20 protein-coding genes are annotated in these 23,257 nt (G+C 49.5%); 14 read left to right on the top strand and 6 right to left on the bottom strand.

Going from position 1 to position 23,257, the window contains the following annotated elements:
* Position 1: 1 nt before the first annotated feature.
* Positions 2 to 1,246: a TolC family protein gene (locus BM202_RS22275; protein WP_245776745.1), complete on the bottom strand. Its 1,245-nt coding sequence runs from the start codon at positions 1,244 to 1,246 to the stop codon at positions 2 to 4.
* A 282-nt stretch (positions 1,247 to 1,528) separates the two neighbouring features.
* Between BM202_RS22275 and BM202_RS22270 the strand changes: the two genes are divergently transcribed.
* The 4 genes from BM202_RS22270 to BM202_RS22255 all read left to right on the top strand — a co-directional run bounded on the left by BM202_RS22270 (position 1,529) and on the right by BM202_RS22255 (position 7,064).
* Positions 1,529 to 2,188 carry a carboxypeptidase-like regulatory domain-containing protein gene (locus tag BM202_RS22270; RefSeq protein ID WP_093830265.1) on the top strand — a complete coding sequence of 220 codons (660 nt, stop codon included), beginning with the start codon at positions 1,529 to 1,531 and terminating at the stop codon, positions 2,186 to 2,188.
* Complete coding sequence (locus BM202_RS22265) at positions 2,139 to 4,571, top strand: SusC/RagA family TonB-linked outer membrane protein (protein ID WP_177236652.1); 2,433 nt, start codon at positions 2,139 to 2,141, stop codon at positions 4,569 to 4,571. The genes BM202_RS22270 and BM202_RS22265 overlap by 50 nt, the downstream gene beginning before the upstream one ends.
* 12 nt (positions 4,572 to 4,583) lie before the next feature.
* Positions 4,584 to 6,140 (top strand): SusD/RagB family nutrient-binding outer membrane lipoprotein, encoded by a 1,557-nt coding sequence (locus BM202_RS22260; RefSeq protein WP_093830261.1) that lies wholly within the window; start codon positions 4,584 to 4,586, stop codon positions 6,138 to 6,140.
* A gap of 75 nt (positions 6,141 to 6,215) precedes the next feature.
* The gene (locus BM202_RS22255) at positions 6,216 to 7,064 is read left to right on the top strand and encodes a peptidoglycan recognition protein family protein (RefSeq protein WP_317039710.1); all 849 of its coding nucleotides are present in this window, start codon (positions 6,216 to 6,218) and stop codon (positions 7,062 to 7,064) included.
* 13 nt (positions 7,065 to 7,077) lie between these two features.
* Here the strand turns inward: BM202_RS22255 and BM202_RS22250 are convergent, their stop codons facing one another.
* Complete coding sequence (locus tag BM202_RS22250; RefSeq protein ID WP_093830259.1) at positions 7,078 to 8,745, bottom strand: M28 family metallopeptidase; 1,668 nt, start codon at positions 8,743 to 8,745, stop codon at positions 7,078 to 7,080.
* A 185-nt stretch (positions 8,746 to 8,930) separates the two neighbouring features.
* Between BM202_RS22250 and BM202_RS22245 the strand changes: the two genes are divergently transcribed.
* Positions 8,931 to 9,860 carry a nucleoside hydrolase gene (locus BM202_RS22245; protein WP_093830257.1) on the top strand — a complete coding sequence of 310 codons (930 nt, stop codon included), beginning with the start codon at positions 8,931 to 8,933 and terminating at the stop codon, positions 9,858 to 9,860.
* Positions 9,861 to 9,920: 60 nt separating this feature from the next.
* Here BM202_RS22245 and BM202_RS22240 read toward each other — a convergent pair whose 3' ends face one another.
* Together BM202_RS22240 and BM202_RS22235 are read right to left on the bottom strand one after the other, a co-directional pair.
* Complete coding sequence (locus BM202_RS22240; RefSeq protein WP_093830255.1) at positions 9,921 to 10,502, bottom strand: hypothetical protein; 582 nt, start codon at positions 10,500 to 10,502, stop codon at positions 9,921 to 9,923.
* A 200-nt stretch (positions 10,503 to 10,702) separates the two neighbouring features.
* Positions 10,703 to 11,128: a hypothetical protein gene (locus tag BM202_RS22235; RefSeq protein ID WP_093830253.1), complete on the bottom strand. Its 426-nt coding sequence runs from the start codon at positions 11,126 to 11,128 to the stop codon at positions 10,703 to 10,705.
* 136 nt (positions 11,129 to 11,264) lie between these two features.
* On the opposite strand from BM202_RS22235, the gene BM202_RS22230 reads away from it, so the two are divergent.
* The 6 genes from BM202_RS22230 (at position 11,265) to BM202_RS22205 (ending at position 16,856) form a co-directional block, all read left to right on the top strand.
* Positions 11,265 to 12,548 (top strand): glucuronyl esterase domain-containing protein, encoded by a 1,284-nt coding sequence (locus BM202_RS22230; RefSeq protein ID WP_093830251.1) that lies wholly within the window; start codon positions 11,265 to 11,267, stop codon positions 12,546 to 12,548.
* A 19-nt stretch (positions 12,549 to 12,567) separates the two neighbouring features.
* Complete coding sequence (locus BM202_RS22225; protein ID WP_093830249.1) at positions 12,568 to 13,146, top strand: NUDIX hydrolase; 579 nt, start codon at positions 12,568 to 12,570, stop codon at positions 13,144 to 13,146.
* 131 nt (positions 13,147 to 13,277) lie between these two features.
* Complete coding sequence (locus tag BM202_RS22220) at positions 13,278 to 14,486, top strand: pyridoxal phosphate-dependent aminotransferase (RefSeq protein WP_093830247.1); 1,209 nt, start codon at positions 13,278 to 13,280, stop codon at positions 14,484 to 14,486.
* 81 nt (positions 14,487 to 14,567) lie between these two features.
* Complete coding sequence (locus tag BM202_RS22215; protein ID WP_093830245.1) at positions 14,568 to 14,966, top strand: GxxExxY protein; 399 nt, start codon at positions 14,568 to 14,570, stop codon at positions 14,964 to 14,966.
* A gap of 56 nt (positions 14,967 to 15,022) precedes the next feature.
* A complete protein-coding gene (locus tag BM202_RS22210) occupies positions 15,023 to 15,880 on the top strand; it encodes a prephenate dehydrogenase (protein WP_093830243.1) in 858 nt (285 codons plus the stop codon).
* Positions 15,881 to 15,989: 109 nt separating this feature from the next.
* Positions 15,990 to 16,856 (top strand): aldo/keto reductase, encoded by an 867-nt coding sequence (locus BM202_RS22205; RefSeq protein ID WP_093830241.1) that lies wholly within the window; start codon positions 15,990 to 15,992, stop codon positions 16,854 to 16,856.
* Positions 16,857 to 16,918: 62 nt separating this feature from the next.
* On the opposite strand, the gene BM202_RS22200 is transcribed toward BM202_RS22205, so the two are convergent.
* The gene (locus BM202_RS22200) at positions 16,919 to 17,374 is read right to left on the bottom strand and encodes a ferritin-like domain-containing protein (protein ID WP_093830239.1); all 456 of its coding nucleotides are present in this window, start codon (positions 17,372 to 17,374) and stop codon (positions 16,919 to 16,921) included.
* Between the two features lie 447 nt (positions 17,375 to 17,821).
* Here BM202_RS22200 and BM202_RS22195 point away from each other — a divergent pair, with 447 nt between their 5' ends.
* Entirely contained in the window at positions 17,822 to 18,487 is a 666-nt protein-coding gene (locus BM202_RS22195; RefSeq protein ID WP_245776744.1) for a ferritin-like domain-containing protein, read from the top strand.
* A gap of 24 nt (positions 18,488 to 18,511) precedes the next feature.
* Positions 18,512 to 19,327, top strand: coding sequence for a ferritin-like domain-containing protein (locus BM202_RS22190; protein ID WP_093830235.1), 816 nt, complete (start codon positions 18,512 to 18,514; stop codon positions 19,325 to 19,327).
* A 146-nt stretch (positions 19,328 to 19,473) separates the two neighbouring features.
* Here BM202_RS22190 and BM202_RS22185 read toward each other — a convergent pair whose 3' ends face one another.
* Complete coding sequence (locus BM202_RS22185) at positions 19,474 to 19,872, bottom strand: DUF983 domain-containing protein (protein WP_093830233.1); 399 nt, start codon at positions 19,870 to 19,872, stop codon at positions 19,474 to 19,476.
* A gap of 467 nt (positions 19,873 to 20,339) precedes the next feature.
* Here BM202_RS22185 and carB point away from each other — a divergent pair, with 467 nt between their 5' ends.
* Positions 20,340 to 23,216 carry a carbamoyl-phosphate synthase large subunit gene (carB, locus tag BM202_RS22180; RefSeq protein WP_093830231.1) on the top strand — a complete coding sequence of 959 codons (2,877 nt, stop codon included), beginning with the start codon at positions 20,340 to 20,342 and terminating at the stop codon, positions 23,214 to 23,216.
* The last annotated feature ends 41 nt before the right edge of the window (positions 23,217 to 23,257 follow it).

Raw genomic sequence — 23,257 nt, 5'->3', positions numbered from 1 at the left:
ATCAGTAGGAATTGATCTGCCCGGTCACATACAATAGCCGGACGTAGTTTTGACGGTAGGTATAGAGTGTCTGATAATAAGCGGTTTGCGTATCGAACCACGACGTTTGGGCCTGGAGCAGGTCAATGAGTGTTGTAGCCCCCCGCAGATACGCATAGCGAACGGAGGCCAAAACCTGGTCGGCATCGCGCCGAATACCAACGTATCGATCAATATTCTGGCGGCTGGTCATGAAGGACTGGTAAGCCGTTTCCACTTCCGACCGTATGCGTATCTGAACCAGATCAGCCGCCTGGCCAGCCTGCTCCTGCAATATCCGCGACTTCTGAATTTCGCCCTGATTACGGCTATACACCGGCAGTTCGAGGGTTAGAAACACACCCATATAAGGCACGGCATTTTGTGGGTTCCATATTAAGCCCGCTTCGTTACGGGGCTTGGCCAATACGTGCTGTAAATCCACATTACGCCGGGCGGCTTCCAGATTGGCTTCGGCCACCCGCACATCGGTTCGCGTCGTGGAGGCTAGCCGAAGTAAACTGTCGGAACTGGCTTTCAACAGGGGATACAACCGGAGGGGCATCGTGAACGGCGGGTCAATAATCGAGTCGTTCAGCGCGACGTTAATGCTGTCGGCTGTGCCGATCACCAAACGCAACTCGTTCAAACGATTGCGAAGATCCTGCTGGGCAGTTCGGGTCTGAATGTCATATTGGTCCGAGATCAACTGCGTACGGGTGAGATCGGTACTCGTGATCACCAGATTTTTCAGCCGCACTTTATTGAGCTGTACTAACGTATCGACGTTGGCTTTGGCGCGTTGCAGCAAGCTAAGCTGGACACGCGCGTACCAGGCATCGAGGTACCGATTGGCCGCGTCGAAAAGTAACCCCCGTTCGGTTTCGGCCACGCTACGTACCGCCAGATTAGTGCTGGCTTCGGCAAAGCGACTACGGTATTCCCGTTTATGATGAATGTCAAACTCTTTCGTGGCCTGCAACCAGAACTGCCGCCGTTGCCTGTTTAACATGTTAACACCTTCTCCGCCGGGTGTAGGGGTTAATTGCAAAAGCGTTTGATTATTAATGACCGGATTAGGGCGTAGGTTGGCCGTTACCTGATCGGCCTGGGCCGCGTTGATATTCAGGCGCTCAACACGCAACGCCGGACTGTTCGTACGTACCTGCTGAAGCGTCTGTTGCAACGTCAGCGTCGTCTGTGCCGAAGCGGGCAGACAGGATAACATACAGATGCATAGCAGGTATGGTATTGGAATTCGCAGATTCATTCGATGATCGGGGGCATAATAAAGGAACGTTTTGCCCGTCCTAAAACCGTAAAATTGCGATTAAAAGCCCATAAAACAGCCATTAAAAAATAGTTAAAAATACCTAGATATACTTAGTACTATTGGGCTACTGAAGGTCACTGAAGCCCATTTCATTTAAGCAACCTTTAAAAGCCATTAAGATGGAATTAAAACCGGCATCACTTATCTTTACTTTACACAAAAACTCTTTTTTAACTTATGCAAAAAGTACTACTCTTTATCTTATTGTTAAGCTTCCAGTTGATCGCCCGGGACGGGTGGGCACAGGCCGTGTCCATCTCGGGGCTGGTCACATCAGGTACCGATAACACATCCGTTCCTGGGGCAACCGTGGCGGTCAAAGGCACCACAACCGGCACGACGACAAGTGCCGATGGGAAGTACACCATCAACGTAGCACCTGGAAAAATTCTGGTATTCAGCCATATTGGATTCACAACCCAGGAAATCACCGTTGGCAGTGCATCCACGATCAATGTGGTTTTGCAGGACGACTCCAAAAGCCTGAGCGAAGTAGTTGTTACGGCCTTCGGTATCAAGCAGGAAACGCGGGGACTCGGTTATGCGGTGCAGAATGTGAAAGCCAAGGAGATTGTCGATTCGCAACAACCGAACATCGTGAATGCACTGCAAGGCAAAGTAGCGGGGGTGCAGATCACAAATTCGGGCGGTGCGCCGGGTGCATCGTCCATCATGCTCATTCGCGGTGGTACGTCGTTGAGTGGAAATAACCAGCCATTGTACGTAGTGGATGGCATTCCAATCGATAACACGACGCCCGTTGGTCAGGGGGGGGTTGACGGCCGATATGGCGCCGTCCTCCAACCGTGCCGTCGACATCAATCCGCAGGATATTGAGACAGTAACAGTGCTGAAAGGACCAGCGGCAGCGGCTCTGTATGGCTTGCGGGCGGCCTCGGGTGTCGTGGTGATCACGACGAAAAAAGGCACGAACGGCAAAGCAAAAATCAACTACTCCAATAGCTTTTCGTTCGACATAGCAAACCGATTGCCCAAACTCCAATCGGTCTATAAACAGGGAGAACAGGGCGTTTTCAATCCGGCATCGGTGGGATCGTGGGGACCAAAATTCGATGCCAACGAACCGATTTACGATAACCTTGGCACCATGTTCCAAACGGGTTTCACGCAGAAACACGACGTATCGGTTAGTGGCGGCAGCGAACGCTCTACGTTCTACGCATCGGCGTCACGCTTCGACCAGAAAGGAATTGTGAAAAACACGGACTTTGTTCGTAACTCGTTCCGCATTGCAGCCGACACGAAAGTGGGCACTAGATTATCGGTGGGTGGGAGCGCCAGCTACATCAAAACGAATCGGGCGTATGTGTCGCAGGGAAGCGCAAATGGCGTGATGGGGGCCGTTTACTGGCCACGCAACGACGACATGACCAATTACCTCAAACCCGACGGAACCCAACGCACCATTGCCGCCAACGATAACCCGCAATGGAGCATCCGGAATAAGCCCATTACGGACGATGTCGACCGGATTATCGCCATCGGGAATCTGTCGTACGATCCGTTTAGCTTCCTGAACATTACGTACCGATTGGGAACGGACTACTACACCGATAATTTTACGAGCATTCGCTCAACGGGTTCAATGGTCGTTGGCGATGAAAAAGGCGCGATTTCACAGTCGAGCAGCAATAACCAGATCACTACGTCGACGTTGCTCATTACGGCCAAGAAATCCTTTGGCAACTTCAACGCCAGCTTTACGCTCGGTAACAACGCCGAAGACTCGAAGCGGCAGACCGTTACGTGGTTCGGCCGGAATTTCATTGACCCCAATTTTGCCAGTATCAACAACGTACTGGAAACCAACCGGACCGTCTCGCAAAACACGCAACGTCGGCGGATCGTGGGCATTTTCGGCGATCTGAATCTGGACTGGAAAGGTATCGCTTTCCTAAACTTCCGGGGACGTAACGACTGGTCCTCTACCCTACCCGTTGCCGATCAATCGTTCTTCTATCCGGCCATAAGCGGCTCGCTGGTCCTGACCGATTTATTCAAGGAATTCGGCACAATGTCGGAGAACAATTTCCTGTCGTTCGCCAAGATTCGGGCTTCGTGGGCACGTGTGGGCAAAGATGCGCCCCCGCACGTATTGACCTCGACGCTGGCAACCGTAACCAACGATTTCACGATTGCGCCCCGTGGCTTTATTTCCAATGTGAACAACTACTTTGGTAACCCGACGCTGAAGCCGGAATTTACCAACTCGATTGAAGTTGGCGCTGACGTCCGATTCCTCCGCAACCGGTTGGGTCTGGACATTGCCTATTACAAAACGAGCACCGACAACCAGATTCTGGCCACGCGCACACCGCCCTCATCCAGTACGTTCCTGGCTTACCTAAACGGCGGTCAGATCGACAACGAAGGACTCGAATTTGTGCTGAATGTTCAGCCAATACGGGGCAAATTCAGTTGGTCGGCCGATCTTAATTTTGCCCGTAACCGTGCTACGGTAAAAGCACTGCCCGGTACGTTAGACCGTGTCGAACTGTCGGATGCGTGGGTAGCCGGTTCGGTGGCCCAGGGAGCGGCTTTTCTGGGTGGGTCGCTGTTTGGCATCAACGGCAACGTCTGGAAACGGAATGACAAGGGTCAGTTACTGCTCGACAATAATGGCTATCCCCAGGTCAAATCGACGCTGGAATCCATCGGCGACCGCGCACCAAAATGGACAGGTGGCCTTACGAATACGTTCACGTACAATTCGTTATCGCTGGCATTTATGATCGACGTGCGGATCGGCGGTCAGGTTTACAATGCAACCGAAAATTCGCTGGTTTCGTCGGGCCTCAGCATGAAAACCCTCGATCGCGGGCAAACGAAAGTATTTGACGGCGTTATTGAATCGAGTGGCGAAGCTAACGCCAAGGCCGTTGTGCTGGATCAGAATTACTACCAGACGCTTTACACCAAACAGGGTTACGATTTCGTCGAAGATGGCGGCTGGTATCGACTCCGCTACGTAACACTGAACTATTCGCTACCCAAAACGCTGCTGGAGAAAACACCGATCAGCAATCTGCAACTGTTTGCCACCGGTCGAAATCTGATCCTGATCACGAATTATTCAGGTGTAGATCCGGAGGTTTCGGGAAGTGGTGCCGGTGTCGGCGGGTCGGGTTCGTTCGGGTTCGACAACCTTGGTATTCCAGCTACGCGCGGCTTTGATTTCGGTTTGAAGTTGACTCTTTAATTGCCCTCCCTCATGAACACATACGTATCAAAACTATATTTTCTTTTTCTGGGTACGGCCTTGCTGACAAGCTCGTGTAAGGAATATCTGGACGTTAACAAAGATCCAAACCTGCCCACGCAGGTGCCAGCCGCCAGCCGGTTAGTGGGCACCATCACGACCACCAATGGAGCCGCCATGTTTCGGGGAGCACGCGAGATCACGGGCGTAACGCAATATGGCGTGACGAAACTGACCACTGGCACCAACCGAAATGCCGAAACCTGGCGCTTCACGGCCTCGTATTTTCTCTGGCAAAATGCCTATACCTGGGCCATTCCCAACTGTGTGGATATGGCGCTGCTGGGCGAGAAAGAAGGCTCCCCGCACTTCGTTGGCGCGGGCAAAGTGATGCTGGCGATCAACTACGGCATGTTGACCGATCAATACGGCGCCATCGTTATGTCGGAAGGTTACGACGGGGTTTCGCAGGTGAAACTGACGCCCAAAATGGACGATCAGCAAACGGTTTACGCTGGCATTGATAAGCTGCTGGACGAGGCCATTGTAGCCTTCAATAACACAAATAACAAAACAGGACTGAATGCCAACGGTGGTGACATTATGTACGCGGGTGACGTTGACAAATGGCGTCGGCTGGCGTGGTCGCTAAAGGCTCGTTACCTGAGTCACTTGTCCAAAAAAGGCAGTTTGTATGACTCAAAAAAGATCATTGAAGCCTGCACAAACGGGTTCAACAAAGACGGTATGGATGCCGAATTTGCCTATCTGGCCAGTGCCCAGCAAACCGATCAGAATCCGTGGTTTAGCTGGGGTGGTTTCACCAGCGCCACCGATCCGCGTTATTTCACGTACTCGCAGTTTTTCGTGGATTTGCTGTCGAAGTTTCCGGTGACGGAAACGGTATTCCAAGACCCACGTATCAGCCGCATCATGAGTCCGGCTCCGTCCGATGGCAAGTATCGCGGTTTGAAACCAGGTTTAGGGTTAGCCGGTGGTCAGGGCGGGACCGGTCAGTTCAAGAACGAGAACGATTACGGCAAGTTCGCTAACAGCGGTTTCTACACAAAAGCCGCTTCGCCGTTCCCGTTCATTACGTACTCGGAAGTGAAACTCATTGAAGCAGAGGCTCGGTTGCGCTCCAACGACGTAGCGGGTGCGTTGGTGGCTTACGAAGAGGGCGTAAAATCGAACATGCGCAAACTGGGTGTAACAGCGGCCGAAATCAATACGTACTGGACGGCTCAACTGGCCGATGGGCTGGCTGCGCATTTCACCAATCAGACCGGCGGATTGAGCCATATCATGCGCCAGAAATACATCACGCAATGCCTGAATCCTGAAACCTGGGTCGATATGCGCCGGATGGATTACAGCACGGACATCTACGGCCCCAGCCTGCAACGCCCAGCGAATCTGAACACCGTAATCTTCGATGCGAACAACGCGAAGGACTGGATTCAGGCGATGGTTTACGAGTCGAACGAACAAAACCGGAACCCAGTGAATGTGGGTGACAACACAGAAAAGACACGACTAAAAACACCATTGTGGTGGAATCAGCCGTAATACGTACCGCTTAAAAGAAAATCCTCTCGACTTGGGAGGATTTTCTTTTTTTGCAATCTCCCAATCCCATCGACCATGAATCGTTCTGTTTCCCTGTCCAGGTACTTACGCATAAATACTGCGGCCTTTTACCCAACCCCTCCCCTTGAACTAAGGAGAGGGACTAAAAAAGGCCAATTCCACACCCCTCCCCTTAGTTCAAGGGGAGGGGTCGGGGGTGGGGTAGATTATGGCCAAACACTAGCATCACTATTTAAACACCTTTCCCGCATCTTACCCTTCGCAGCTTTAATCGTAATCAATTCCTGCGTCGCCCAAAAATCGACATTTCGGCTGATTGACAAACCGATCATTTTTGATGAGGAACGCAAAAAACTATCGATCGATTATTTAGCGCAACGACATGGCATTCAGCAGGCTGACCCCTTCATAAAACCCAAAATGATCGTGTTGCACTGGACATCGATTCCAACGCTCGAAGCGACGTTCGACGTTTTCAATCCAAGTGTGTTACCCGGCCGTCCGGACCTCCAGGCAGCCAGTCGACTGAATACGTCCGTGCCATTTCTGGTTGACCGCGACGGCACTATTTTTCGCTTATTGCCCGACACTACGTTTGCCCGCCATTGTATCGGCCTGAATTACTGCGCCATCGGTATCGAAAACATCGGTAACAACGACCTGACCAAAGCTCAAATAAAAGCCAATATTCAATTGGTTCGCTACCTCAAACGTCATTACAAAGGAATCGAATACCTGATTGGCCACTACGAATACAAAGATTTCATTGGCACACCGCTCTGGAAAGAAACCGACCCTAACTACCTGACCGGCAAAACCGATCCCGGCGAATCGTTTATGCGCAAAGTCAGGAAACAGGTCAAAGATCTGAATTTAAAAGGCAGCCCCAGGGATGCGGAATGACAAAAAGCGCCATCTATCTCACTACGTTGCCCATCCCGAATTTTGTTCCGAAAAAGTCCCCTTGATTCCAGGTAGGTCGCTGGTCGGACTGAGCGGTTAAGTAGGCGATCAGGAATTGTAGTTGGGCATGTTTAGCCGCGGAGTTGAAGTCGAACGGCTGGTTCATGTCGTCCTGGGGCGTGTGGTAAATCGTGGCCCGCCAGTCGAGGTTGAGTTTCGTACCGTCGAGGTTCGGATTGCCGGTTTCCGAGCCGCTTTTGATGAACAACGCCGGAATTCCCTGTCGAACAAAGCTGAAGTGATCACTCCGCATAAAGACGGTCTGCTCGGGAATTGGGTCCGGGCTAATTTTCACACCCAGAAACGCAGCCGCCTGACGAACTTCCTGACTCAAACTTGAGTGCTCGGCACCATATGGTACAATATCAAGGAGCGGATGAAAGAAAAACGGCATGTCTAACGCCAGATTCGCCACTATTTTCTCTTTCGGCACAGTTGGATTACTGGCAAAATAATCGGAACCCAGCAGGCCCATTTCCTCACCGGTTACACCCACAAACACGATCGATCGACGGGGTGCTTTGGGAAGTGACGCAAAGAGCCGTGCCATTTCCAGGTTGATCGCCACACCCGACGCGTTGTCGTGAGCACCGTTGTAAATCGAATCGCCTTTCACGGGTCGGCCAACGCCCAGATGGTCAATATGGGCTGCGCAAACAACGTATTCATTTTTCAGAACCGGATCGGAGCCTGGAAGCATGGCCACTATGTTGTAACCCGCTACGTCCTCGACCATATCGGTTTGCACATGCATACGAACCGATATGTTTAGCGGAAATGGCTGTGGCTTATTTTTGATGGCGCTGTTCGTTACATCACTGAACGTAGTGGATGCGCCCGCAAAGATCAGTCGGGCGGCCGAATCACTTAGCGACGCTGCGCCTTTAATGGCCGGAAATGTGCGTTGTGGTTTTCCCTGCTTATCCAGCCAACGGTAAATTCCCTGTCGGGCGCGGGGGGCCGATGTTTCGATTCGGTTGCGTAAATCGGTTGGCAAGTTGAACGCTAACGTCCCCACGGCACCGTGTAATGCCGCATTTTCGGCTTTAGACGACGTGTAATAAGCGCGTTGATTGGATGGAAACGTAGAAGGTGCCCCATTAAGATACAGAACAATTTTCCCCTTAACATCCAGGTCTTTATAATCGTCGTAACCCAACTCAGGCGCCGATACGCCAAATCCGACAAATACTACGGGAGCTGTTACGTCGCTGACAGGATGGTCAGGCGTAGGGCTGAAAATAAATTGCCTGCCATAGGTCAGTGGCTGCTCGCGGCCATTGACTAGTAAGGTTAGCGCACTATTTCCCTCCTTTACCTGCCATCGACGTAGGGGTACGTCCTGCCGATATGTATTGTTTTCTCCGGCGGGTTGCATCCCCAGCGCTTTCAGTTGGCTCACTACGTAGGCAGCCGCCATGTCGAAGCCCGGCGTACCCGGTTTTCGACCTTTCATCGAATCGGCAGACAAGATGCGCATATGCGCTTGAATCGCATTGGGTCGGGCCGTTCGGCTGACGCGTTGAACCTCTACCGGTATGGCATCGGACTGAGCCAGCAATTGACCTGTACTGCACAGACCACTGAGCAGGCTAAAGAAAGTAAAGAAGAATAACCGCATGATGTCGTGTAAAAACTATGAACTGTTAGCTAAGATAGTTGACAGATCTAGTAGAAAAAATTTAAAAGACAGCCTGAGATTACTTTTGGGGCTTTTCGATTCTCTTACCAGACATATAGTATATTCGTCGCCAAAATTCGGGTACAATCGCTAGCATTTTGCCAACGAGTTCCTACGTATGCTTCATGAAGAAATTACCCATATTAATTGACTGCGACCCCGGCCACGATGATGCCGTGATGCTGATGCTGGCCGTTGGCAGTGGTCTATTTGACATTAAAGCCATTACAACGTCGGCAGGAAATCAGACGCAGGAAAAAACGCTCAATAACGCGCTGAAGCTCGTAACCCTGATGGACGTCGATATTCCAGTTTATAAAGGCAGCGATAAACCCCTTTTTCGCGAACTTATCATTGCCGATTACGTGCACGGCCAGATGGGCATGGATGGCCCAACGCTGCCGGAGCCGGAGCTAAAACCCGGTCCCTTATCGGCGATAGAAGCCATGGCTAAAATCCTGACCGATAGTCCCGAAAAAATTACGCTTGTGCCCACCGGCCCATTGACCAATATTGCTACGTTCCTGCTGGCGTACCCGCACCTGAAATCGAAAATCGAGCGAATTTCACTGATGGGTGGTGGAGCATTTCGGGGTAATATTACCCCCACGGCCGAGTTCAACATTTACGTCGATCCAGAAGCGGCTTCGGTTGTGTTCAACTCCGGCGTTCCGATTACGATGTGTGGTTTAGACGTAACGCACAAGGCCTTGGTGTTTCAGGAAGACATTGAGTTGTTCCGGTCCATCGGCAATGAGTCGGGGAAAGTATTCGCGGATTTAATGGATTTCTTTTCCATTTTTTATCGCCAGGAACTCGATGGTGGAGCTGCTTTACACGACCCTTGCGCCATCGCCTGGCTAATTGATCCGGCCATGTTTACCACAAAGTCGTGCTACGTCGATGTTGAGGTAAGCGGTACGTTAACCACAGGCACGACGGTTGTCGATTTCTACGATGTCCTGAAACAAACCCCGAATGTGGAATTCGTTTACGACATCGACCGGAAGAAGTATATTCAACTGATTTACAATGCCGTACGGCAGTTGCCGTGACTTACTCAGGAAAGTTGACTTCCCGAAAGTTCAAAACTTTCGGGAAGTTCCAGCTTCAAATCAAAACCACGGGCGCTTGACTTTGAAGGACTTTTTCAGGCCGCTGATCATGAGGAAAGCCCCAACAACTCCGAAAATGATAGCCAGGATCGTGACGTGCAAAATAGCGAACACCACCGCTACCAGCAGGATAATGACCGACGCTTTTAGTTTCCAGCTGATACGTTGCCACCAGTTCAGTTCCGGGCGAAGTTTCATGCCCAGACTCTGGCGAATCTGATTGCCCAGTTTAAGCTTTTTCTTTGGTTTCGGGTCTGGCTGTTTGTCGGATGTTTCGGTCGCTGACGCTAATAATGAGCCAATTCGGTGCATTCGCTGTTCCATCCGGGTATTGGTCGATTGAACTGGACTATGTTTCAGACTCGCTACCGCTGGAACCGCTACTTCCGGCGCAATGGCAACCGATTCATCGGCAGTTAATACCGAATCTGTTATCGATACGTTAGTCTGGGCTAATGGTTTTTCAACGGGTAATCGGGTAGCGGCCTGACGGGGCGTTGGCTGAAAATAAGCAACAGGGCGATGGCAGGATGAAAGGAAAAGGCATAACGTAGCAATAGAAAGGGCAAAGGCGTTTCTCATCAGGTTGTGAGTTGTACGAGAGAAAATTGCAGTGGCAAAAGTCTCATCTACAACGAATCAGAGAGGTCGGTTAATATGAATTGGACAAAAAAGCTCACTAAAATGAATAATCTGCGTAGCTTTTTTCCTTCTAAAAGCTACGCGGTTAGAGCAATTTCCCCAGCACTTCCGGGGAGAAAATAAGGTGTTAGCAGAGCGACCTAAAGACGCCGAAAACCGTACTGGTATCCTTTTGGCTGTCCAAATTCAAACAATCGTAGCGTATCGGCTTTGCCTGAAAAATTATAATAAAACGTGTGCCCCGTAACGCTATCAGCGTTTTTTTTGACGAGAAGGTACGGTCCTACAATGCCGGTGCCCCCGGCAATTTGAAAATAGGTAGCCATCGCTAACGTACTATCGTCCACAACATCCGTCGATAACTGATGAGGGTACGTGAAGGTGATCGTTTGCTGAGAGGATGAAGGAAAGGGTTTGGGGCTGTCTGTGCTTACCTCGCGGGGTTGCCGTTGAAACATAACCCAGGTACCCGATAATCCTGTTTCGTCGGGCTGGGGAGAATTACTTTTACAGGCAATCATACCTGAACAAAGAATCGATAAGGTCAGATAGTAGATCGGTTTCATAAGAATTAAGAGTCTGCTACACTCCAAAAGGTTGCAATGGTGAATTTTACGTTCCGACGATGGCTGATACGTATATTAGTAAGTATGAAAAACAGGGCGTTTGACTTTTCAGCAAATACTTTCCCCAAATCTGATCATGAATCGAATGCTGTTCTGGCTGACCCCGCTATTTTTATCGGCACATCTTACTAACGCGCAAGCTCCCGAACCAGTGTTTAACTACGACGAAGCGAAAGTTGGTACGTACAAACTCCCGAATCCGTTAACTAGCAACACCGGAAAACCAGTCAAAACCAGGGCCGATTGGGAAAATCGGCGCGCTGAACTCATTCAACTCTTTGCCGAAAACGTGTATGGTCAAACCCCGAAACAGACCATCAAACTCCGTTTTCAGACAACAGCGGTCGATTCATCGGCGTTGAATGGGCTGGCCATTCGCAAAATGGTCTCTATTTTCTTCGTTGATTACCCTCAAGTACCCTCCATCGACGTACTGCTTTATCTGCCCAAAAGTAAAAAGGTCGCTCCCGTATTTTTGGGGTTAAATTTTTGCGGGAACCACTGCGTCACAACTGAAGCTGATATTCCTCTTTCAACACGCTGGATGATCAGTGGCGCGGTTGGTGAGGCTGCTGTCAACAATCGAAACGGCGAACCGCGGGCTACCGAGAAATTCCGGGGCATGCAGGCCCGACGCTGGCCCATCGAAATGATTATAAAACGAGGTTATGCGCTGGCAACGGCTTACTACGGCGACATTGAGCCCGATCATCCACAAGGCTGGCGATCTGGCATTCGGTCGGTGCTGGGAGACACAACAAAGGCTGATAATTGGGGAGCCATTGGTGCCTGGGGCTGGGGCATGAGCCGAATTCTCGATTACCTCCAAACTGAGCCACGTATCGATTCGAAGCGAGTCATTACCATCGGGCACTCGCGCATTGGCAAAGCCGCAGTGTGGGCTGGAGCCCAGGATGATCGATTCGCAGCCGTCATTTCCAATGAATCGGGCGAAGGCGGAGCGGCCCTATCCCGGCGCTGGTATGGCGAAACCGTTGAACGGATCAATACCAGTTTTCCGCACTGGTTTTGTGGACGATATAAAACCTATAACAAGAACGTAGCCAACTTACCCGTCGACCAACACGAACTGCTGGCCTTAATCGCACCTCGCCCTCTCTACGTTGCCAGCGCGAATGACGACCAATGGTCGGACCCCAAAGGCGAGTTTCTAGGTGCAGTAAATGCAGAGCCTGTTTATAGGTTGTACGGCAAAACCGGATTAGGAACCGCTACATTTCCGGCCCTGAATCAGTCTGTCGGGCAAACGGTACGGTATCACGACCGAACAGGCAAACACGACGTAACGGACTACGATTGGGAACAATACCTGCGCTTCGCCGATGAATTAGTCCGCTAGTCATGCCTACCTTTGCGGCATGAATCCCGAAAATGATCCTCGACCCTGGGCGGTCGAAAGCTCCGAATATATCCATCAGTTGCCGTGGTTCACGGTTCGTAAGGAAGCCATTCGCATGGATAGCGGTGGCGTTATTCCTAATTACTTCATCTTCGAATACCCCACCTGGGTAAACGTAGTAGCCGTCACGACCGAAGGTCAATTGGTTCTGATTCGCCAGTATCGGCATGGTATCGCCGGTGTTCACTACGAACTCTGTGCGGGCGTTGTCGATCCCGGCGAAGATCCACTTGTGGCAGCTCAGCGCGAATTGCTGGAAGAAACCGGCTTCGGCGGAGGAACGTGGTCGCCGTTGATGACACTCTCGGCTAATCCCGGCACGCACAACAACCTGACGCATGCTTTTCTGGCACTGGGTGTTGAGGTAAAACAGGCACAACATCTCGAGCTGACCGAAGAAATATCAGTGCATATTGTCTCGCCAGAACGAGCGCTAGGCATTGTCAATCAGGGTGAAATGGTCCAGGCATTGCATTTGGCGCCCTTGCTGAAATACTTTCTTGACCGGGATTCTTATAATTTAGCTGACCGACTTTGATTTTGGTTATGTTGGAGGTCGATAACCTTTTGGATTCTTATGACAAGTATCTTTGCCCTCCAAATTGATATGATAGCCTGACTTCAACTTAAAATCAAAGTCAGTCAAATAAATCAAAAGAATCCTGGTTCATGATTATCCCTCTCGCCCACCGCGCCGACCAAACGCAGGAATATTATTTTTCGGTTAAGTTGGCCGAAGTCCGTCGCCTGATGGCGGCTGGCCACGATGTCATCAATCTTGGCATTGGCAATCCCGACATGATGCCGTCTGCCAATACGTTGGACGCACTCGTAAAATCAGCGTATCAGCCGACATCCCACGGCTATCAGCCCTACAAAGGAACGCCGGATCTACGTCAGGGTATTGCCCAATTTTACAGACATACTTACGGCGTAACGCTCGATGCGGATACCGAAATTCTGCCCCTCATCGGCTCTAAAGAAGGTATTACCCATATTTCGCTGACATTCCTGAACGACGGCGACGGCGTCCTGGTGCCCGAACTTGGGTACCCGGCCTATCGGGCAGTAAGTAGTATGGTTGGGGCAAACGTTCGTGAGTATCCGTTGCTCGAACACGGTGGCTGGCAACCCGACTGGGACGTAATGGAAGATCTGATTCAGGAAACCAACGCATCGGGTGCCACGTCGAATCCCACGAAAATTATCTGGCTGAATTACCCGCACATGCCCACCGGCGCCCCCGCTACCCACGCCCTGTTTGAGCGGGCAGTTCGGTTTGCGCATGACCACCGGATTCTCTTATGCCACGACAACCCGTACAGCCTGATTCTGAATAAAAAACCGCCTATTAGTTTGCTCTCGATCGATGGTGCGAAGGACGTAGCGATTGAATTGAATTCGCTCAGTAAATCGCATAATATGGCGGGCTGGCGCATTGGCTGGATGGCTGGAGCCAGGCCCTATGTCGATGCAGTGCTAACGATCAAAAGCAACGTCGATTCGGGACAATTCAAGCCACTGATGGATGCGGCCGCCGAAGCGCTTACCAATTCTGATGAATGGCATCGGGAACGTAACGCCGTCTATCAGGGTCGTCTGGATGCCGTTCACGCCTTTCTGAACGCGCTCGGTTGCACTTACACTACCGATCAGGAAGGTCTTTTTATCTGGGCTAAACTCCCTGATTCGGTTGAGTCTGCGGAAGCGCTGGTCAATGATTTACTAGTCAATAAACACGTTTTCATTGCGCCAGGCTTTATTTTCGGTCCCAAAGGGAACCGGTATGTGCGGATTTCATTGTGCATGAATAAAGAACGTATTGAGGAGGCTACAATGCGTCTGAATTGCACCGGCAACCCGGCGGGATTTTTATGATTTAGCTGACTGACTTTGATTTAGTGCTGGTTTGTTATTGATTGCAACTCTTATTTGCGATTTGTAGACAAACAAGCTTATATGATTAAAGCTGAATACAGGCACTCAGAATTAACTAGTGAAGTAATTGGTTGCGCATTTGAGGTTCATAAGATTCTAGGAAATGGTTTTCAAGAAGTTATATATCAACGGGCATTAGCCATAGAATTAGAAGAATGCGGAATTGGATTTGCTCGTGAGTTTGACATGCCCATTTTCTTCAAAGGACGACATATAGGCTCCCGCAGGGTTGATTTTTTAATTGAAGACGTAGTATCGGTTGAATTAAAAGCAATCGTTGCGCTCAATGATGATCATCTGGCTCAGGGAATCAACTACCTAGAAGCTTACAATCTTGAAGTAGGGATGCTCATAAATTTTGGTAGCTCAAGCCTTCAGTTCAAAAGATTAATGAATAAGAAATTTAAGACTGAGAAATAAATTAAAATCAGTCAGCTAAATCATAAAAATCCCGCCGGGTTGCCGGTGCAATTCAGATGGTTGTCAGTATCATAGGCGTAGGTTTACTGGGTGGTTCCTTCGCCCTGGCCGTACGCGAGAAATACCCCAAAATGCATTTCATTGGCGTAGATTCATCCGTAGTGAACGGTCAATTGGCGTTGGCGAAAGGAATTGTTGATGAAGTATTGCCACTGGCCGATGCTGTCGCCCAAAGTACAGTCGTCGTGTTGGCGATACCCGTCAACGTCATCATTGACCTGTTGCCCACCGTACTTGACCAATTGCCCGCTGGTGCAACCGTAATCGACTTAGGCTCCACCAAAGAGCTGATTTGCGGTGTAGCTGATGCGCATCCCAAACGCGCACAGTTTGTTGCCGCCCACCCCATGGCGGGCACCGAGAATTCGGGCCCAGGCGCAGCATTCCGGGAATTATTACCGGGAAAAAACCTGATCATCTGCGACCGCGAGAAAAGTAATCCCGACAGTTTGATACTGGCCGAAAGTTTATTTCGGGATGCAGGTATGAAACTATTTTACATGACCCCGCAGGAACATGACCTGCATTTGGCCTACGTATCACATCTGAGCCATATCAGTGCTTTCGCCCTCGGATTGACCGTATTGGAAAAGGAAAAAGATGAGCAGGCCATCTTCGATATGGCGAGCACTGGTTTTAGCTCAACGGTACGTCTGGCCAAGAGTTCACCGCAGATGTGGGCACCCATTTTTGACCAGAACCGGGTGAATGTATCCGATGCACTGGCGGCTTACATCGAGTTCCTTCAGCAATTTAAGCAGGTAATTGACGATCAGGACGTAGTAACCTCACTCGATTTCATGCAACGTGCCAACGTGATTCGACGGGTACTGGACGGAATTGAGAAACGGTAATAAATACGAAAACTTTAGGGGTTGCTGATACAAAAAACATTTCTGTTTGTTTATGTATAGAGGGCGTGAATACCAGCTCTGTTTATAAATACAACCAACAGTAAAGATCATGCAAGCAACTGAACAACAACCCGCCACCGCGGCTGGTACTATTACCATCGGCGGAGATATTACCGTTAACCGAATGGCTTACGGAGCTATGCGCCTGACCGGCGACGGTATCTGGGGACCTCCTAAAGACCATGATGAGAGCATTCGCGTTTTGAAACGCACGCTCGATCTGGGCATTAATTTCATTGATACAGCCGATAGTTACGGACCGCATGTTTCGGAAGAACTCATCGCGGAAGCGCTCTACCCCTACCCTAAGGGACTAACGATTGCCACTAAAGGCGGATTACTACGTACCGGGCCCAATCAATGGCCCGTTGACGGGAGTCGCAAACACCTCGAAGAAGCGCTGAACGGTAGCCTGAAACGCTTGAAACTCGACCAGATCGACTTGTATCAGCTTCACCGTTTCGATTCCAAAGTACCAACCGATGAGTACCTGAGCTTTTTGCAGGAAGCGCAGCAGCAGGGGAAAATCAAGCATATTGGTCTCTCGGAAGTAGATGTTAATCAGATTGAAGAAGCCAAAAAGTATTTTGAGGTTGTATCGGTGCAGAATATGTACAACTTTGGTGAACAGCGCTGGAACGATGTGTTGACGTACTGCGAGCAAAACAACATTGCTTTCATTCCCTGGTTTCCGCTTAACGCCGGCAATATTTCAGCCGAAGAAACCATCGAAAGAGTGGCAAAAAGGCATAACGCAACTGACTATCAAATTGCGCTGGCGTGGTTGCTGGCGGCTTCGCCCGTGATGCTCCCAATTGCCGGAACGTCATCCGTGAAACATTTGGAGGAAAATGTACTGGCAGCAACGATTAAACTGACAGATGAAGACTTTCAGGACATGCCACTGCCCGCCTAAAAATACATGACAAACCAAAAAAGCCAGTCAACTGACTGGCTTTTTTGGTTTGTCATGTATTTTTAGGCTACTTTTTGTAAGCCTTTTACCTTGTCCCAGGCTTCGGTCAATTGACCAAGTTGCTTTTGCAAATCTTCTTTGATGTAAGCCGGAATGTGGTCTTTCGCGATCGCGTCCTGATAAGCTTCTACGGCCGCGCTTTCGCCAAATTCGACTGAGCTTAATACTGTTTCACGATCCTTACCGGTCAAGGCTGACTTGATATCAATCCAGGCGCGGTGAATTTTACTCGACACATCGGTCGACGTAGCATCAGACACCGCCAGTCCGTCAATACGAACTATATGGTCGGCCAGTTGGCTACGGAAATTTTGACTCTGAATAACGTAGTGCCGGAATAGGTCGTCCAGTTCTGAGTCCTCGTTGTCCTCAATAGCTTTTTCATATCCCTGAATACGGTCATTATTGATTTTGACCAGATCGTTGAGATCGTCAACAATTTCTTTATTCGTAATCATAACAGTTTCTTTTTCGATGTTTCTAAACTTCTATTTACAACTACCACCGAAGGCGATTGTTTTCAAAAAAGTCGCAATTATAGAACAAAGCTCAAAAAGTAGACTCTCTCAGGAATTGGTTGGGGGACATATGTAATCGACTTCATAATTTTACGCAAATTCTAAATTTTAATCAATTTCACCTTTTTTAGATAATATTTTTTCACTTATTTCTTTCGTAAACGGTCTTTTCCGGCCCGTTTACGCGATAATCAATTTTATTACAAAATATTTTCGATTTCACCAAAACCTTGTAGGCCTTTATCGCGTAGATAATGCAAATCTTCCGACAAACGGGGGTATTCCAATAAATTATCTAGCTCAATGACACAACTTCCTAAAGACTCGACTGACGTTAGTCGCTTACTTACGGGCATAGATTCGGCCAGACTCGGGCGCCGTATCTTTATGCGATATCTTGGTGCAACAGCTGCTGCCGGCGTAGCCCTGAGTGCCTGCCACAGTGAAGTAATGGATTCAGCCGTTCCGCGCGGTGCTGGCCGTGCAGCCGCAATAGGTGAAGTGGTTGACCTTGGTGATCTTCAGACAAACGATGTAGCCATCCTTAACTACGCGTATGCGCTGGAACAGCTTGAAGCGGCTTTCTATGTTCAAGTGATGATGACGCCTTACTCGGGCATTACGGATGCAGAACGGATCATTCTCAAAGATATCAGAGACCACGAAGTTGGTCACCGCGAGTTATTCAGAACGGCGCTGGGTGGCGCTGCTATTCCAGACCTCACACCCGACTTCAGCACGATTAACTTCTCGAGCCGTGATGCTGTGTTAAGCGTAGCTAAAACGTATGAAAACGTTGGCGTATCTGCCTACAATGGTGCGGGTAAATTCATCAAGAGCGCCGATTATTTAACGCTGGCGGGAAAAATCGTGTCGGTTGAAGCCCGTCACGCAGCGGTTATTGCGGCATTAATTGATCCAAATTCAGTATCGTTCGCAGGAATGCCGGAGGTTGATGATACGACTGGTTTAGATAAAGTACGGTCATTCAGAGAAGTACTAACAATAGTAGCTCCATTCCTCAAACAGAAGTTCAACTTCAACGCTGCTTAAGCCAGCTTCTAATCTCCTATAGCCATGATATTACAAAACATACTTAATGATATTGAAAAGGTAGATGGCGAAGTGTTCGAACGCCTTGAGCACGTCTCCCGTCGGAATATGTTCCAAACCTTTATGAAGAAGGCAATGAAAGGCGCTGCCGCAGGTGCTCCGGTCGTTTTTGCCTCTATGCTAAACAAAGCCTACGCCGGAGCGGAGGATGTTGCCGACGTACTGAACTTTGCTCTGACACTGGAATATCTGGAAGCCGAATTTTACAACATGGGCCTGGCTGCATCAAATTTGCTTCCCCAGGGCAGTGTAGCTCGTACGATATATACACAAATTGCCAAGCATGAAAATGCACACGTTGCTCTGTTGATCAATGCGCTGGGTGGTGTAAAACCGGGTGGTGCCATTGCAAAACCTACGTTCGACCTTACCTACAAAGGTGCTTTCGCAAACGTTCTTACGAACTACGATACATATCTGGCGGTATCGCAGGCACTGGAAGATACGGGCGTTCGCGCTTACAAAGGTCAGGCTCCCCGCTTGATTGGTGTACCAGCTGTCCTGGAAGTAGCTTTACAAATCCACTCGGTTGAGGCTCGTCATGCAGCGCGTGTTCGACAACTACGTGGCTATAAAGGCTGGATTACCAACGAAGATACCTCTAACATCCCAGGTGTTGGCGCTGTATACAAAGGCGACAACATGATTACGCAGGCTAATCTTAACGTAGCATCTATAGCAGGTATTCAGACGGATACTGCTTCAGAGGCATTCGATGAGCCACTGACCAAAGAACAGGTACTAGCTATTGCTACGCCGTTCGTTGTAAAATTCAACTAACAGTAGCGCTTACATATGAAACCGGTAGCGGGTTAATCCCCACTACCGGTTTTTTGTTTTTGTACAGTACCCGCTAGCATAGTTTGCATTGCGCCCTATTCGCTAAAAAGTTTGAACAGGTTCGAGTTCTTCATCTTGCTTGTATATTATCCCTTGGTAACCGGCACCGAACTCCCTACATGATTGGGCTTTGGAGCGATAAATAACGTTAACCAGGTTCGACGCGCTACCCGAAAGAAATAAGGTGTCAGAATAAGGTAGGACGGGATTAACCCCATCAGATAATAGTCTACATCAATTTTCAACCACTGAACCGCAACGAAGAAAGTAAGCAGGGTCCAGATGGTAAAGAAAGCGTAACTAACAAACATGGATGCCCAGTAGAAGCCGGGTTCGGGCGTGAAGTTCTCCCCACAATGTGGACAATGGTCGTGCATGTCGTCGAAGTGACGACTGAAAGCGCTGTTTGTAACAAAGAAGTCGCCCTCATGACAACGAGGACATTTATTGAATAATATGCTGTAGAATCGGCTATCTTTTCTCATGACTGTCAGACGGTTTTGGGAAATAAACAGGCGGCTATGGAAGTTGCTTCAGTCGTCTATTTTACCTAACAAAAGTACTTGATATACGTAGTATCGGCAAAGACGGACTACGCTACGTATGGTACAAATCAACGATTCTCGTCAGATTTCCAACTAAATATTTTGGGCCACAATCCATTAAATGTCGTCAGGAATACTGGGTACTCAGACGGTCTTACTGCCAGACTATTGTAAACAGTATTAACGTATAAGTCTTCTTAGCGTTCAATTTGTCAGGAAGCGTACTTTTTTTCGGATTATTACCCTGCTCCTTTGGCGGGGATACACTACTTTTGCAGGATTTTTGGCTAGCCATAAACAGCTAACGAATCGTAAATTCATCTTGGTTACCAATATTCAATAGACATTATTCCTTCGGGGTCGCCCGCGTGCCGGGTGACCGTAGCGGTTCATTGTCCCACTGAAAAATGCCTAAAAACTCCCAAATTCGCTCCGTTCTTATTATCGGCTCAGGCCCAATCGTCATTGGTCAGGCGTGTGAGTTCGATTACGCTGGCTCTCAAGCCGCCCGATCCATTCGCGAAGAAGGCATCGAAGTGTCGTTGATCAACTCCAATCCGGCCACCATCATGACCGATCCGATCAACGCCGATTTTGTTTATCTGCTGCCACTGGAGAAGAAATCCATTGTTGAAATCCTGAAAAAACACCAGGAAATGGGCCGGCCTATTGACGCCGTTCTCCCGACAATGGGCGGTCAAACAGCGTTGAATCTGGCCATTGACTGCGATAAGGCGGGTATCTGGCAGAAATACGACGTCAAGATCATCGGCGTGGATATTAAAGCCATTGAAACAACCGAAGATCGCGAGAAATTCCGGTTGTTGATGATTGAACTGGGTGCCGGTGTTTGCAAAGGACGCACCGCCCGTTCATTTCTGGAAGGCAAAGAAATTGCGCAGGAGATCGGTTTTCCACTCGTTATTCGGCCATCGTTTACGCTCGGTGGCACAGGGGGCGGTTTCGTGAACCGGCCCGAAGATTTCGACAAAGCACTCACCGCCGGTTTGCACGCATCGCCTGTTCACGAAGTATTGGTAGAACAAAGCGTAATGGGCTGGAAAGAATATGAGCTGGAGTTGCTCCGCGATAACAACGGCAACTTCATCATCATCTGCTCCATCGAAAATTTCGACCCGATGGGTATTCATACCGGCGACAGTATTACGGTTGCTCCGGCCATGACGCTGCCCGATACGTTATACCAAAAAATGCGTGATCTGTCCATCCGCGTGATGAGTGGCATCGGGCAGTTTGCGGGCGGGTGTAACATCCAGTTTTCGGTCAACCCACAAACCGATGACATCATTGTTATTGAAGTAAATCCACGAGTGAGCCGGTCATCGGCGCTGGCATCGAAAGCAACGGGCTACCCGATTGCCAAGATTGCTGCTAAAATGGCGGTTGGGTATAATCTCGACGAGTTAACAAATCCCATTACGGGTACAACGTCGGCCTTTTTCGAACCGGCCATCGACTATGTTATCGTGAAAGTTCCCCGCTGGAACTTTGATAAGTTTCCGGGTGCAGACCGTTCGCTGGGGCTGCAAATGAAATCGGTGGGCGAAACGATGGGTATTGGCCGGAACTTTCAGGAAGCGTTGCAAAAAGCCTGTCAATCGCTCGAAATCCGACGTAACGGGCTTGGTGCCGACGGTCACGAACTCACCGACCGTAACGCGCTGACGGAAAGTTTACAGCACCCAAGCTGGAACCGACTGTTCCATATTTACGATGCTTTTAAAGCCGGTATGTCGTTCCGCACGATTCAGCAGCTAACCAAAATCGATCCCTGGTTTTTGCACCAGATTGAAGAGCTGATCGAATTGGAGCGCGAAATTCAACAGTACGATCTGGACGATATTCCACCCGAACTCCTGCGCACGGCCAAGCAAAAAGGCTACGCCGACCGTCAACTAGCTCACCTGCTACAGGTGAAGGAAAGCAAGATTTACGCGTACCGACAGGCGCATAATATCCGACGGGTATATAAATGTGTAGATACCTGCGCGGCTGAATTCGAGGCTAAAACGCCGTACTATTACTCGACGTTTAACAACCAGGTGCCCATCACGACCGACCACGCGGAACCCGTTTCTGACTTGCCCGGCAATGAATCGATACGTAGTGATCGGAAGAAAGTTGTCATTTTGGGTTCGGGGCCAAACCGGATTGGACAGGGTATCGAGTTCGATTATTCGTGCGTACACGGCGTACTGGCCGCTAAGGAAGCGGGGTATGAAACGATCATGATCAATTGCAACCCGGAAACTGTTTCAACCGACCCCGACATTGCCGATAAGCTGTACTTTGAGCCGGTTTTCTGGGAACATGTTCACGCGATCATCATGCACGAGCAGCCCGAGGGCGTAATTGTGCAGTTAGGCGGGCAAACGGCGCTGAAAATGGCCGAAAAGCTGACTCGCTACGGCATCAAAATCATTGGTACGAGCTGGGAAGCCCTCGACCTTGCTGAAGATCGTGGACATTTCTCGGAAATGCTGAAGACGCTGAATATTCCTTATCCTAAGTTCGGTACGGTACGTGAATCGGAAGCAGCGCTGGAATTATCGCGCGAACTAGGTTTCCCGCTGTTGGTGCGTCCAAGCTACGTACTGGGCGGTCAGAACATGAAAATCGTCATCAACGAGAACGAACTGGAACAGCATGTGATGAAGATTCTGGAAGATATTCCGGATAATAACATCCTACTCGACCACTTCCTCGAAAACGCCATCGAAGCTGAGGCCGACGCCATTTGCGACGGTGAAGATGTGTATATCATCGGCATTATGGAGCACATCGAACCTGCGGGCATCCACTCCGGCGATTCGTATGCCGTATTGCCAACCTTCGATCTGAGCGATAATGTGATCCGGCAGATTGAGGAACACACCCGCAAGATTGCCGTTGCACTCAAAACCGTCGGGCTGATCAATATTCAGTTTGCTATCAAGAATGAGGTCGTTTACATCATCGAAGCCAACCCACGTGCCAGCCGGACAGTACCGTTCATTTGCAAAGCCTATCAGGAGCCGTATGTGAATTATGCTACGAAGGTGATGCTGGGCGACAAAAAGGTAAAGGATTTCAAGTTCAACCCGGTTAAAAAAGGCTACGCGATCAAGATTCCGGTGTTCTCGTTCAGCAAGTTCCCGAATGTGAACAAGGAACTCGGCCCCGAAATGAAATCGACCGGTGAGGGCATTTACTTCATCGACGATTTAACCGATGATTTCTTCCAGAAAGTGTACTCCGAAAGAAATTTGTATTTGAGTCGGTAGAATTTCCCGACATAAATGCTTGATTCTAAACGTAATGGCCC

Origin of the sequence: Spirosoma endophyticum (genome assembly GCF_900112365.1) — a bacterium.
GTDB lineage: Bacteria > Bacteroidota > Bacteroidia > Cytophagales > Spirosomataceae > Spirosoma > Spirosoma endophyticum.
Note: the sequence above shows the minus strand (reverse complement) of the source record. Positions and strands in the feature narration are given on the sequence as shown.